General features: G+C 71.6%; 7 protein-coding genes. 4 read left to right on the top strand and 3 right to left on the bottom strand.

Annotated features, from left to right (window positions below):
* Positions 1–94: 94 nt before the first annotated feature.
* The 3 genes from leuS to Pme01_RS08270 form a co-directional block, all read right to left on the bottom strand.
* The gene (leuS, locus tag Pme01_RS08280) at positions 95–2962 is read right to left on the bottom strand and encodes a leucine--tRNA ligase (protein WP_168114998.1); all 2868 of its coding nucleotides are present in this window, start codon (positions 2960–2962) and stop codon (positions 95–97) included.
* 262 nt (positions 2963–3224) lie between these two features.
* Positions 3225–4535: a glycosyltransferase family 4 protein gene (locus tag Pme01_RS08275; RefSeq protein ID WP_239088089.1), complete on the bottom strand. Its 1311-nt coding sequence runs from the start codon at positions 4533–4535 to the stop codon at positions 3225–3227.
* Between the two features lie 178 nt (positions 4536–4713).
* Positions 4714–6678 carry an amylo-alpha-1,6-glucosidase gene (locus tag Pme01_RS08270; protein WP_168114996.1) on the bottom strand — a complete coding sequence of 655 codons (1965 nt, stop codon included), beginning with the start codon at positions 6676–6678 and terminating at the stop codon, positions 4714–4716.
* A 70-nt stretch (positions 6679–6748) separates the two neighbouring features.
* On the opposite strand from Pme01_RS08270, the gene Pme01_RS08265 reads away from it, so the two are divergent.
* The 4 genes from Pme01_RS08265 to Pme01_RS08250 all read left to right on the top strand — a co-directional run bounded on the left by Pme01_RS08265 (position 6749) and on the right by Pme01_RS08250 (position 14465).
* Complete coding sequence (locus Pme01_RS08265; RefSeq protein ID WP_239088081.1) at positions 6749–9436, top strand: MGH1-like glycoside hydrolase domain-containing protein; 2688 nt, start codon at positions 6749–6751, stop codon at positions 9434–9436.
* Positions 9437–9636: 200 nt separating this feature from the next.
* On the top strand, positions 9637–10671 hold the full coding sequence (locus Pme01_RS08260) for an AAA family ATPase (RefSeq protein WP_168114995.1): 1035 nt from the start codon (positions 9637–9639) through the stop codon (positions 10669–10671).
* The gene (locus Pme01_RS08255; RefSeq protein WP_168114994.1) at positions 10672–11994 is read left to right on the top strand and encodes a DUF58 domain-containing protein; all 1323 of its coding nucleotides are present in this window, start codon (positions 10672–10674) and stop codon (positions 11992–11994) included.
* Complete coding sequence (locus Pme01_RS08250) at positions 11991–14465, top strand: transglutaminase TgpA family protein (protein WP_168114993.1); 2475 nt, start codon at positions 11991–11993, stop codon at positions 14463–14465. The genes Pme01_RS08255 and Pme01_RS08250 overlap by 4 nt, the downstream gene beginning before the upstream one ends.
* Positions 14466–14534 lie beyond the last annotated feature (69 nt).

Below are 14534 nucleotides of genomic sequence, written 5' to 3'. Positions count from 1 at the left end.
CTCCTCCCCCCTTGGCGTGGGGACAGACTAGCCGCAAGAACCCCGTCATGATCCGCACAATGTGTCATCCACACCGCGCGGATCAGGTGACACTTCAGACGACGATGCTGACCATCCGGCCGGGTACGACGATGACCTTCCGGGGCTCCTTGTCTGCCAGCTGACCGGCCACCTCGGCCAGCGCCGCCTCCCGCACGATCTCCTCGGGCGCGTCCGCCGGCACCTCGATCCGGCCCCGAACCTTGCCGTTGACCTGCACCGGGTACGTCACCGAGGCCGCCACCAGCAGCGCCGGATCGGCCTGCGGGAACGGAACGTACGCCACGGTCTCGTCGTGACCCAGCCGGTGCCACAGCTCCTCGGCCACGTGCGGGGCGAACGGCGACATCATCAACACCAGCGGCTCGACGACCTCCCGCGACGCGCCGACCGCCGAGACGGTGGTGGCCCGGTTGGTCAGCTCGATCAGCTTGGCGATGGCCGTGTTGAACCGCATCGCGTCCATGTCCTCGCGGACCCCGGCGATCACCCGGTGCAGCAGCCGGCGGGTCTCGGCGTCGGTCGGGTCGTCGACCACCCGGGTCGCCCCGGTCTGCTCGTCCACGACCAGACGCCACGCCCGCTGCAGGAACCGCTGCGCGCCGACCACGGCCCGGGTCTCCCACGGCCGGGAGACGTCCAGCGGACCCATCGACATCTCGTACACCCGGAACGTGTCGGCGCCGTAGACCTCGCACATCTCATCCGGCGTGACCACGTTCTTCAGGGACTTGCCCATCTTGCCGTACTCCCGCCTCACCTCCTGGTCGTTCCAGAAGTAGCGGCCGTCGGTCTCGACGACCTCCTCGGCCGGCACGTACACACCGCGTGCGTCGGTGTAGGCGTACGCCTGGATGTAGCCCTGGTTGAACAGCTGCCGGAACGGCTCGGCGCTGCTGATGTACCCCAGGTCGAACAGCACCTTGTGCCAGAACCGGGCGTACAGCAGGTGCAGCACCGCGTGCTCGACGCCGCCGACGTACAGGTCCACGCCGCCCACGTCGTTCGCGTCGCGCGGACCCATCCAGTACCGCTCGTTGTCGGGGTCGACCAGGGCCTTGTCGTTCTTCGGGTCCAGGTAGCGCAGCTCGTACCAGGACGAGCCGGCCCACTGCGGCATGGTGTTCGTCTCGCGCCAGTACTTCTTCGGCCCGTCGCCCAGGTCCAGGGTCACCTCGACCCACTCCTGCACCCGCGACAGCGGCGTCTCCGGGTCGGTGTCGGCGTCGTCGGGGTCGAAGGTACGCGGCGAGAAGTCGTCGACCTCGGGCAGCTCGACCGGCAGCATCGACTCGGGCAGCGCGACCGGCAGGCCGGTCTCGTCGTACACGATCGGGAACGGCTCGCCCCAGTACCGCTGGCGGGAAAACAGCCAGTCGCGCAGCCGGTACGTGACCGCGCCGGTACCGTGGCCGTTCTCCTCCAGCCACTCGATGATCTTCGCCTTGGCGTCGGCTACGCCCAGCCCGTCCAGGCTGAGTCCGCTTTCAGGGTCAGCCGAGTTGATCGCCGGGCCCTCACCGGTGTACGCCTTGCCGTCGAAGTCGGCCGGTGGCTGCACGGTCCGCACGATCGGCAGGTCGAAGACCTCGGCGAACTCGAAGTCCCGCTCGTCCTGCGCGGGCACCGCCATGATCGCACCGGTGCCGTAGCCGGCCAGCACGTAGTCGGCGATGAAGATCGGGATCTGCGCGCCGTTGACCGGGTTGGTCGCGTACGCGCCGGTGAAGACGCCGGTCTTCTCCTTGGCGTCGGCCTGGCGCTCCACGTCCGACTTCGCCGCGGCGAAGCGGCGGTAGTCGGCGACCGCCTCGGCCGGCGTGGCGTGCCCGCCGGTCCAGGCCGGCCGGGTGCCCTCGGGCCAGGCGTCGGGAACGATGCCGTCCACGGCCGTGTGCTCGGGCGCCAGCACCATGTACGTCGCGCCGAACAGGGTGTCCGGGCGGGTGGTGAACACCCGGATGTCTCCACCGGAGAACGGGAAGTCGACGTGCGCGCCGACCGACCGGCCGATCCAGTTGCGCTGCATCGTCTTGACCTTGTCCGGCCAGTCCAGCTTGTCCAGGTCTTCCAGCAGCCGGTCGCCGTACGCGGTGATCCGCATCATCCACTGCCGCAGGTTGCGCCGGAAGACCGGGAAGTTGCCCCGCTCGCTGCGCCCCTCGGCGGTGACCTCGGCGTCGGCCAGCGCGGTACCCAGCCCGGGGCACCAGTTGACCGGCGCCTCGGCGACGTACGCCAGCCGGTGGTCGTCGATCAGCGTGCGCCGCTCGACCTCGGTCAGCTCGGCCCACGGCCGGCCGCCCGGTGCCTGCCGGGTTCCCGCCTCGAACTGCGCGATCAGGTCCGCGATCGGGCGTGCCGTGCGCGCCTGAGGGTCGTACCAGGAGTTGAAGATCTGCAGGAAGATCCACTGCGTCCAGCGGTAGAACGCGGGGTCGGTGGTGGAGAAGCTGCGCCGGTCGTCGTAGGCCAGGCCCAGCCGGCGCAGCTGCGCCCGGTACCGCTCGACGTTGGCCTCGGTGGTGGTACGCGGGTGCGTGCCGGTCTGCACCGCGTACTGCTCGGCGGGCAGGCCGAAGGCGTCGAAGCCCATCGGGTGCAGCACGTTGTACCCGGTCATCCGCTTGTAGCGGGTGTAGGAGTCGGTGCCGATGTAGCCCAGCGGGTGGCCGACGTGCAGCCCGGACCCGGACGGGTACGGGAACATGTCCATCACGTACAGCTTCTCGGCGCCGAAGCGAGGGTGGCCGGGGTCGGCGAGCGGGCCGGTCGGGTTCGGCGCGTGGAACGTGCCGTTCTCCGCCCAGAAGTCCTGCCAGCGGGCCTCGATCTCGTTCGCCATCGCGGCGGTGTACCGGTACGGCGGAACGTCCCCTGCGTTGTCCGCCTGTACCACCGTCGTGTCGGCTGCCTGGCTCATCTCGTCTTCGCCACCTTCGTCTGCCGGTTCTTCGCGGTCAGCATGTCATTTCGGCTGAAAGGCATGAAAAAACCCCTCACGCAGGAGGGGTCGCCGTGCCGTACACCATTGCGGTGCGTCAGCACGGCCCGCTAAGAAGCCGGAACTGCCGGGTCATGGTCGCGAGTGTAGCGCGCCGGCCGGGGAGCAGGCACATCACTTCCGTGAGGTCGGCACGCCGGTGGCCGCCTCAGAAGGCCACCGGCGTTGCGGGAAGCGCCCGCTAGAGCGACAGCAGGTTGCCCCCGGGGACCTCGATCGGGGGCCGCTGGCTGCCGGCCAGCATCGACGCGACCTGCTTGACGTCCAGCGCGGGGGCGTGGCGCAGCGCGCTGCCGTACGCCTCGACGGTGCGCCGGGCGATCGCGGCCCAGCCGTACCGCTCCGCCACCATCACCCGTGCGTCCTGGGCGACCCTGGCGGCGAACGAGGGGTCGGCCAGCAGCCCGCCGACCGCGTCGGCGAGGCCGTCGGGGTCCTTGGGCGGGAAGACCACGCCCGTCACGCCGGGCGAGACGATCTCGGCGAGGCCACCGGTCGAGGCCACCGCGAGCGGCGCCCCCGCGGCGGCGGCCTCGAGGGCCACCATGCCGAACGGCTCGTAGATGCTCGGCACCACGACGGCGTCCATCGCCGCCAGCACCGCCGCCAGGTCGGGCTCGTCCAGGAAGCCGGTGAAGCTGACGGCCCGCTGCAGCCGGCGGTCGCGGACCTCCTCGGCCAGCTCCCGCCGGTACGGGCCGTCGCCGGCGATCACCACCCGCAGGCCGGGGTGCGCCGCGCGGAGCTTGGGGATGGCGGCGATCAGGTCCTGCACGCCCTTCTCGTACACCAGGCGCCCGGCGTACCCGATCACCGGCCCCTCGCCCACGTACCGCGCCCGGGCCGCCGCGACCGCCCGCGGCTCCGCCCGCCAGAGCGCGGAGTTGACGCCGTTGGGTACCACCTCGACCGTGGCGGACGGCAGTTCGAGCAGGCGGCTGACCTCCCAGCGCATGTACCCGGAGCAGACCAGCACCCGGCTCGCCTCCTGCCCCAGCCAGTACTCCACCGAGTGGATGCACCTGTTCGTCTCGCCGGGCAGCCAACCCTGGTGGCGGCCCGCCTCGGTGGCGTGGACGGTGGCGACCAGCGGCAGGTCGAGGTGCTCCTTAAGGGTCACCGCGGCGTGCGTGACCAGCCAGTCGTGGGCGTGGATGACGTCGTACCCGCCGTTCTCGGCGGCCCGCAGCGCGGCCCGGGTCAACGCGTGGTTGAACGCCATGGTCCAGGCCAGCATCGACGGCGTCGACAGCGGGAACAGCGGCGGGTCCTCGGGCGCCCGCACCACCCGTACCCCGTCGACGTACTCCTCCAGCGGCACGCCGGGCCTGTGCCGGGTGACGACGGTGACCTGGTGGCCGGCCGCGACGAGCGCGGTGGACAACTGGTGCACGTGCCGCCCCAGCCCGCCGACCACGACCGGCGGGAACTCCCAGGACAGCATCAGTACGCGTAGCGGACGGGATTTCGTGAGATCACCGATGCTCGCCATATTGTTTCGCACGCCGCCGCCCCTTTTGTGACCTGTGATCGCCGGCCAGGTACGCACCACCGACACGACGGGAAGCCCCATTCCCGTCGTGTCGGATCGAGGACGCACCTGTGATCGACTCTCATCTTGCCTGCTCGGGGTTACCGCGGAAGCAAAATTCGTTTCTCCGAGGTAACGCTCACCCGATCATTGTGGAAATCCGCAGTGTCTCCGCGACAGACCAGGCCTGGAATGGACAACCGGTGGTCCGGTGCGGTGGATCCGCGTCGGCGGTCTCGCTGACCGATCCGATACCCCACTCTGACAGATGAGCGTCGATACCGCCCAGTAACGTGGGGAGCACTGTGCGCAATGCCACGGCGGCGTGGCCGGACGCCGGCGCCGGTTCGCCCAACGCCGCCACCGCGTCCGCGTACGGGCCGAGCAGCCAGGGCCAGACCGTGCCCTGGTGGTAGGCCCGGTCGCGGTCGGCCGGCCCGCCCCGGTGGACGCCCCGGTAGGCCGGGTGGCCGGGCGCGAGCGTGCGCAGCCCGAGCGGGGTGAGCAGCTGCTCGCTGACCGCGCGCAGGGCCTCGACGCCGCCGCCCGGCCGGGGCGCGTACGGCAGCGACCACGCCAGCACCTGGTTCGGGCGCAGCGCGTCGTCGTCCCCCCCGGGGCCGTCGACTCCGTCGACCACGTCGTACAGCCACCCGTTCGGCGCCGGGAAGCGGCGCGCGAAGCTGGCCGTCGCCCGGTCGCGCAGCGCGGTCAACGCCCCGGTGTCGCGGCCGAGCCGCGTACGCAGCGCCGCCACCGCGCCCAGCCCGTTGATCCACAGCGCGTTGACCTCGACCGGCTTGCCGTACCGCGGCGTCACCGGCACCCCGTCCACCCGCGCGTCCATCCAGGTCAGCGCCTCCCCCGGTGCACCCTGGGTGAGCAGCCCGTCGGCCGGGTCGACCCGGATGCCGTACCGGACCCCGGCGACGTGCGCGTCGATCACGCCGGTCAGCGGCTCGACCAGCTCAGCGGCGAGGTCGGTGTCGCCGGTACGGGCGACGTGCCGATCCACGGCGTGCAGGAACCACAGCGTGCCGTCGACGGTGTTGTACTCGGTCGCACCCGTGTCGGCGGTGTTGGCGAGCATCCCGCCTGACAGCGTCGCCGCGTACCCGCGCAGCAGGTCCCGCCCCTCATCGGCGCGGCCGGTCTCCAGGAACAGCCCCTCGTACGAGATCATCGTGTCCCGCGACCAGGCGCCGAACCACGGGTACCCGGCGACGACGTCGGGCACCCCGGCGCGGATCACGAACGCGTCGGCGGCCAGGGCCAGCGCGGCCTGCGTACCACCCGCGGGCTTCGCGGCCGCGACCACCTCGCGGGCCCGGCGCCGGGCGCCCGCGATCACCTCCACCGGTCGGGGCGGTCGGGTGGAGAGGTCACCGGCCCACGCCGACACCTCCAGCGCCTGCCCGGCGTTCAGGTCCGCGGCGAAGCTCCCCGCGTACCAGAGATCCTCCACGGCGTTCAGGCCGCGCTCGGCCTCCTCGCGGGCGTAGGCCCCGGTGTACCACTCCCCCGCGGGCCGCCAGCCCGGCCCGGCCAGCCGGTACGCGTCAGCGATCACCACACCGTCCGCCGCGGGTACCGTCGGAAGGTCGCCGGAGTCCGCGCGCCGCTCGCCGTGCGCGTCGCGCCAGGTGCACAGCGCCTCCAGGGTCACCGTCGCCTCGCCGGAGAGCAGCCTGTGCACGACCGCGACCGAGGAGCTGCCGTGGACCATGGCCAGCTCCCGCTCGAGCAGCACGTCACCGACCCGCCAGCGCCACCTCGGCAACCCGTCGGCGACCGTGAACGCCTCCAACAACCGGTATCCTTGCGGCGCCAGGGACCCGGAGGCCCACTCGTGGGTGCCGAGGCGGATCACCGCTCCCGACCTGAGCGTGATCACCGGGTCGAGCGCCACCAGGCCGACGTGGCGCGCCGCGGCGCTCTCCCCGGAGACCACGAGCAGTCCGTGGTAGCGGCGGGTGCGCAGCCCCGAGACGGTACCCATGGCGTAGCCGCCGCGCCCGTCGGCGACCAGCCACTCGCGGGTACCGCCCGCGGACAGGTCACCACAGACCTGTGGGCCGTAGAAGATCGGGGCGGCGGCAACCATTGACAAACCTCCGAGGTGGGCGGATAAAACCGGCCTTGGGGACAATGCCAGTGTGATCGAGGAGCCGACAGTGATCGAGGTTGACCCCGGCGCCGAGCGCGCCCGACTCGCGGAGGCGAACTCCGGCGAGCGGCCTTGGCGTGCCTGGGGGCCCTACCTGTCGGAGCGCGCCTGGGGCACCGTCCGCGAGGACTACAGCGAGTGGGGCACCGCGTGGGACTACTTCCCGCATGACCACGCCCGTTCCCGCACGTACCGGTGGAACGAGGACGGCATGGCCGGGATCTCCGACGAGTCGCAGACGTTCTGCTTCGCCCTGGGGCTGTGGAACGGCCGGGACTCGATCATCAAGGAACGCATGTTCGGGATGGGCGGCGACCGCGGCAACCACGGCGAGGACGTCAAGGAGTACTGGTGGTACCTGGACTCCACGCCGACCCACTCCTGGATGCGCTGGCGCTACCACTACCCGCAGGCGGAGTTCCCGTACACCGAACTGGACGTCGAGAACAGCCGCCGGGGCCGCAAGGACCCGGAGTACGAGTTGGTCGACACCGGCGTGTTCGACGACGACCGGTACTGGATGGTCGAGGTCGACTACGCGAAGGCGTCCCCGACCGAGATGTGCATCAAGATCATCGCTGAGAACCGCGGGCCGCAGCCGGCGACCCTGCACGTGCTGCCCACCCTGTGGTTCCGCAACACCTGGTCGTGGGGGCTGCCCGGGTACGACTACGTGCCGACGATCCGGGGCAAGGACACCTCGCTGGTGGCCGAGCACCGCGCCCTCGGCCGGCTCGTGCTCGCCGGTGACGGCTCCCCCCAGCCGCTGTGCTGCGACAACGAGACCAACGCCGAGCGGCTGTGGGGCAAGCCCGGCCGGTCGCGGTACCCGAAGGACGGCATCAACGATCATGTCGTCGACGGCGCCGACACGGTCAACCCGGCCCAGGAGGGCACGAAGGGCGCGCTCCACTACCTGCTGGCCGCCGCGCCCGGCGAGCGGGTCGAGATCCGGCTGCGCCTGACCCTGACCCTGACCGCGACCGAGTTCGAGGAGGCGCCCGCCGGGAGCGGGACCCCGGACCTCACGGACGGCTTCGACCGGGTGATGGCGGCCCGCCGCGCCGAGGCCGACGCGTACTTCGCCGACGTCGTCCCGGCCGGTACGCCGAAGGAGGAGGCCGAGATCGTCCGGCAGGCCGCGGCCGGGCTGATGTGGGGCAAGCAGTTCTTCCACTTCAACGTCAGGCGCTGGCTGGACGGCGACCCGGCCTCCGAGCCCCCGCCGCCCGGCCGCCGGCACGGGCGCAACAGTGCCTGGTGGCACATGAACAGCCAGGACATCATCTCCATGCCCGACCCGTGGGAGTACCCCTGGTACGCGGCCTGGGACCTGGCGTTCCACTGCGTGACGATCGCCCGCTTCGACCCGGAGTTCGCCAAGGAGCAGCTCCTGCTGCTGCTGCGGGAGTGGTACATGCACCCCAACGGCCAGCTCCCGGCGTACGAGTGGGCGTTCGGCGACGTCAACCCGCCGGTACACGCCTGGGCCGCGCTGCGGGTGTTCGAGTTGGACGGCGGCACCGACTACGACTTCCTCGAGCGCGTCATGCACAAGCTGCTGCTCAACTTCACCTGGTGGGTCAACCGCAAGGACCTGCGCGGCAACAACCTGTTCGAGGGCGGCTTCCTGGGGCTGGACAACGTCGGGCCGTTCGACCGCTCGGCGACGCTGCCGGTACCCGGGATCCTGGAGCAGTCCGACGGCACGGCGTGGATGGCCATGTACGCGCTCAACCTGCTCGACATGGCGCTGCTGCTGGCCAGCCACGACCACGTGTACCAGGACATCGCGGTGAAGTTCTTCGAACACTTCGCCTACATCGCCGGTGCCGCGTACTACCACGACCTGTGGCACGACGAGGACGCGTTCTTCTACGACGTGCTCCGCCTCGACGGCGGCGAGACGGTACCGCTGAAGGTGCGCTCCGTCGTCGGGCTGCTGCCCCTCGCGGCCACCACGATCGTGAGCTCCTCGGAGCTCGAGCGGCTGCCGGAGCTGGCCACACGCATCCACTGGTTCCTGACCAAGCGCCCGGAGTACGGCGACGTGGTGGGCTCGAAGCGGGCCCGCCGCGGCGAGGAGCTACGACTGCTGTCGATGGTCGGTCCGGACCAGCTCGTCCGGATCCTGCGACGAATGCTCGCCCCGGAGGAGTTTCTGTCGGATTTCGGACTCCGTACCCTGTCGCGCAGCCACGCCGCCGAGCCGTTCACCGTGAACCTCGCCGGTACCGATTTCACCGTCGGGTACGAGCCGGGCGAGTCGAGCAGCGGCCTGTTCGGCGGCAACTCCAACTGGCGCGGTCCGATCTGGTTCCCGGTGAACTTCCTGCTGATCGAGGCGCTTCGCCGGTACGGCAGCTTCTTCGGCGACGACCTGCTGGTGGAGTACCCGGTCGGCAGCGGCGAGCGCCGAAGCCTCGACGAGGTCGCCGACGACCTGGCCAGCCGGCTCATCGGGCTGTTCCGCGACGACGCCGACGGGCGCCGGCCGGTCTTCGGCGACCAGGACCTGTTCCAGCGCGACCCGGCCTGGCACGACCTGCTGCCGTTCTACGAGTACTTCCACGGCGACAGCGGCGCCGGCCTGGGCGCTTCGCACCAGACGGGATGGACGGCGCTCGTTGTCGACCTCGTCTTCCAGCTACGCCGGCCGCGCGGTGGGGCCGAGTCGGTTCGGCACGATTTCTAAGCCCGACGGCGATCGGCGCCCGGCACCGGCGCGATACTGTTAGCATCCCGCGCTGTGCGGGTGTCTCAGCACCCTCCGGCGATCACGGATAGCCTGAGAAGAGCGGGCACTCCTACGGGGGACAACGGACCGGCCTCCGTAACCGGCAGTCCGGTCGCCACCAACGGTGGCCGCACGGCGTACATATAGGAGGAGGGCCCGTGACGACCCAGCGCACGCAGGATGAGCTCGGTCGCCCCTTACCGCCGCTGGAGTTCCGCGCGGTGACCGAGGCCATCGTCGCGAATGTCGAACGGGTCATCGAGGGCAAGTCGGCGGCGGTCCGGCTCGCGCTCGCCGCGATGCTCGCGGAGGGACACCTCCTCATCGAGGACGTACCCGGCGTGGGAAAGACGAAACTGGCCAAGGCCCTCGCCCGTTCCATCGACTGCACGGTGCGGCGCATCCAGTTCACTCCGGACCTGCTGCCCAGCGACGTCACCGGGGTGAGCGTCTACAACCAGGAGTCGCGCGACTTCGAGTTCAAGCCGGGCGCGGTGTTCGCCAACATCGTCGTCGGGGACGAGATCAACCGGGCCTCCCCCAAGACGCAGTCCGCGCTGCTGGAGTGCATGGAGGAGCGGCAGGTCACCGTCGACGGCGTGACGTACCCGCTGCAGACGCCGTTCATGGTGATCGCCACCCAGAACCCGATCGAGATGGAGGGGACCTACCCGCTGCCCGAGGCGCAGCGCGACCGGTTCACCGTCCGCATCGCGATGGGGTACCCGGACGTCAAGTCCGAGCTGGCCATGCTGGACGGACACGGCGGCGACGACCGCGTGCTCGACCTGCTGCCGGTCTCCGACGCGGCGACCGTACGCCGGCTCATCGCCACCGTCCGTGGGGTGCACGCCTCCGACGCCGTCCGGCAGTACGCGGTCAGCCTCGTCACCACCACCCGCGAGTCACCCGACCTGCGGCTCGGCGCCTCGCCGCGGGCCACCCTCCAGCTGCTGCGGACCGCCCGCGCGGTGGCCGCCCTCGAAGGGCGCGACTACGTGCTCCCCGACGACCTGCAGTCCCTCGCGGTGCCGGTGCTCGCGCACCGCATCATCCCTACCGCCGAGGCGCAACTGTCTCGGCGCACCACCGACGCGATCGTCGCGGACATCGTGCGCCACCTGCCGATCCCCAGCGAGCGGCAGCGTTCGCCGTACGACACCCGCGGCCAGTACGACCCCGGGAGGCGATAGGTGCGCGAGGCGCTGCGCGGGCTCACCACGCGCGGCCGCTGTTTCCTTGCCGCGGCGCTCGCCGCGGCGATCGCGGCGCTGATCCTCGGCGAGAAGGACCTGCTGCGGGTGGCGGTCCTGCTGGCGGTCCTGCCGGTGCTCGCCGCCAGCTACGTCGGACGGTCCCGGTACAAGCTCTCCTGCACCCGCACGCTGGATCCGTTGCGGGTCCCGGTCGGCTCGGGCGCGCGCATCGTGCTTCGCCTGCAGAACCTGTCCCGGCTGCCGACCGGCACGCTGCTGCTGGAGGACCGCCTGCCGTACGCGCTGGGCAGCCGGCCGCGCCTGGTCCTGGAGCGCCTCGGCGCCCGGCGGGTCAGCTCGGTGGCCTACAGCGTGCGCGCCGACGTGCGGGGCCGGTACGAGGTGGGCCCGCTGATGGTCCGCCTGACCGACCCGTTCGGACTGTGCGAACTGTCCCGCTCGTTCTCCGCGATCGACCACCTCACCGTCATCCCCCAGGTCGTCGCGCTACCGACGGTCCGGCTCGCCGGCGAGTACGCGGGCGCGGGTGACAGCCGCACCCGCTCGGTCGCGGTACACGGCGAGGACGACGCCGCGACCCGCGAGTACCACGACGGCGACGACCTGCGGCGGGTGCACTGGCGCTCGACCGCCCGGGTCGGTGAGCTGATGGTGCGCCGGGAGGAACAGCCCTGGGAGAGCCGGGCGACCGTGGTGCTCGACACCCGGGCGACCGGCCACCGCGGCGAGGGCCCGACGGCCAGTTTCGAGTGGGCGGTGTCGGCGGCCGCGAGCATCGCCCTGCACCTGCGGCACAACGGGTACAAGGTGCGGCTGGTCACCGGGTCCGGTGTGGACGTCAAGGCGAGCGAGGGCGACGGCGAGGGCGCACTGCTGGACCACCTGGCCGAGGTGAAGCCGGCCCCGCACGGCGCGATCACGACCCTGGTCGACCAGGTCCGCCGCCGCAACGAAGGGGGTCTGGTCATCGGCCTGTTCGGACTGCTGTCGATGGCCGAGGCGCAACTGCTGGCGGGGCTGCGCGGCAACGGCACGACCTGCGTGGCGCTGTTCGTCGACAGCACCACCTGGCTCAACCTGCCCGCCACCGGCCGCGACGAGGCCGCCCGCCGGCACGAGGCGGCGGCGCGCGCGCTGCTGCGCGGTGGCTGGCGGGTGGTACCGGTCGGGCACGGCGCCCGGCTGCCCGCGCTGTGGCCGCAGGCCGCGCGGGGTACCCAGGGCTTCACCTACCGCGCCGCCATGGCGGAGACGGTCTCCGCCAGGCCGGCGTCCGCCGAGGAAAGGACGGGGCCGTGAACCAGCACCGCCACCTGACCCTCGTGGCCGCCGCGGCGTCCATACTGGCGGCCCTGCCGCTGTCGGGCGTCTTCTCGGCCTGGACCTGGCTGGTCGACGCGGTGATCGTGGTCATCACCGTCGCCGGCGTCGCCCTGCTGGTACGGAGCCTGCGGGTGGCCGCCTGGATCCCGACCGCCGCCATGGCGCTCGCGTTCCTGTTCGTCCTCACCTGGATGTTCCAGAGTGGGCAGGAGCTCCTCGGGCTGATCCCCACCCCGCGGACCTTCGCGCACTTCAACACGCTGCTGCTGAACGCCGGCCGGGACATGCAGGACATGGCCGTACCGGTCGCGGACCGCGAGGGGCTGCTGTTCCTGTCGACGCTCGGCGTCGGGATCGTCGCCATCGTGATCGACCTGTTGACCATCGTGGTGCGCCGGCCGGCGCTGGCCGGTCTCCCGATGCTGGCGATCTACTCGGTTCCGGTCGCGGTGCGGCAGGACAGCGTGAACGTCCTCCCGTTCGCGGCCGGCGCCGCCGGGTTCCTCTGGCTACTGGCTACCGACAACGTCGACCGGGTCCGGCGGTTCGGACGCCGGTTCACCGGTGAGGGTCGCGGCGTCGACGCGTGGGAGCCCTCACCGCTCGCCGCGGCCGGTCGGCGGTTGGCGACGGTCGGCGTGCTCATCGCGGTCGCGGTGCCGCTGGTGGTACCCGGCAGCAACACCGGCCTGCTGGAGCGGTTCGGGCCCGGCGCCGGCGGTGGCCTGGGCGAGGGCGTGGGCCCGGGCGGCGCGCCGGGTCGGACGGTCGACATGTACGCCGTGCTGAGCGGCGAGCTGAACAACAGCCGCACCTTCGACATGGTCAAGGTGACCACCAACGACCCGGACCCGTACTACCTGCGGTTCGGGGTGGCCGACGAGGTGACGCCGGCCGGTTTCCGGGCCCGCAGCCCGGGCGGCGGCCAGCCGGTGAGCTCCGGGCTGCCGGTGCCGCCGATCGAGCCGGCCGTCGGGGTGGCGTGGCGGCGGTACCGCGCCCAGGTGCAGGTCACGGCGCTGAAGATGAACACGCTGCCGATCTACCTCCAGCCGACCAAGGCCGACCGGCTCGACAACTCGTGGCTCTACGACACCGCCAACCAGGTCGTCTACTCGCGCCGCAGCGACTCGCAGGGCAAGCGGTACAGCTTCGAGTACATAGACCCGGAGTTCACCCCGGAGGCGCTGCGCACCGCTCGGCCGCTCGACTCCAGCAACCTGATCCAGCGGCAGTTCACGACGGTGCCGAGGAACTCCGAGGTCGAGCGGATCGTCAGCGAGATCACCGCCAACAAGCAGACGCCGTACGACAAGGTGCGCGCGATCTACAACTACTTCTCGTCCAGCAACGGCTTCCACTACAGCCTGCAGACCAAGAGCGGCACCAGCGGCAGCGCGATCCTCGACTTCCTCACCAACAAGCAGGGCTTCTGCGAGCAGTACTCGGCTGCGATGGCGTGGCTGGTACGGGCGGCGGGCGTCCCGGCGCGGGTGGCCTTCGGCTTCAGCCGGGGCAGCAACCGCAACGGCGAGACGTGGACGCTCACCAACCGCAACCTGCACGCCTGGACCGAGGTGTACTTCGAGCGCTTCGGCTGGGTGCCCTTCGACGCGACCCCGGCCAGCTCGGTCGGCGGCGTCGAGTCCGCCTGGGCGCCCGACCCCACCCGCCAGCAGAACGCGTCGAGCGGCAGCACGCCGGCCGACGGCCTGCCGATCCCCGGCGGTCCGGGCCGCGACCCCTCGGCGGGACCGGACCCCGCCCGCGCCGACCGCCTCGACGGCTCCTCCGGTAGCTCGGGCGCCCCGGCTCCCGAGCCGACACCATGGCCGGTCTGGGCCGCGCTCGGCGCGGCCGCCGCCGCGCTGCTGCTGGTGGTGCCGGCACTCTGGCGTACCCTGCTGCGGCGCCGACGATCACCGCACCGGATCGCCGGTCCCCGCCCGTTGGCGGTGACCACGGTCGCGGGCTCGCCGGACGTGGTGGTGACCGACGAGAGCGCGATCGACGTCGCACGGGTGCGCGCCCACGCGGCGTGGGACGAGCTGATCGACACGATGATCGACCACCGGCTCCCGGTCGACCCCGCCGCCTCACCGCGGACCACCGCCGAACGTCTGATCACCGGGTCGGCGTTGGACGAGTGGGCCGCCACCGGGGCCAGACTGCTCGGGCAGGCCGAGGAGCGGGCCAGGTACGCGCGGCAGCCGCTGCGCAGCGACGACCTGACCGGGTCGCTGCGGACGGTACGGGAGGCGATCGCGCATCGGGTCTCGGTGCGCACCCGGCTGCGGGCGATCTTCCTGCCGGCCTCGGTTCTCGGCCGCTGGCGGCTCGCCGTGACCGAGGCATCGACGCGGGTCGCCGAGACGGTCGACCAGTGGCGGGAGTCGACGGTGCGGGTGTTCAGCATCCGCCGGCTGCTGCCGGGCGCCCGCCGCTGACCGATATAGAGCTTGGACAGCTGGCGGGCCGGAAGCCCCGCTAGCTGTCCAAGATCTCGAAGGGACCCG

This window comes from Planosporangium mesophilum (assembly GCF_016863255.1).
GTDB lineage: Bacteria > Actinomycetota > Actinomycetes > Mycobacteriales > Micromonosporaceae > Planosporangium > Planosporangium mesophilum.
Note: the sequence above shows the minus strand (reverse complement) of the source record. Positions and strands in the feature narration are given on the sequence as shown.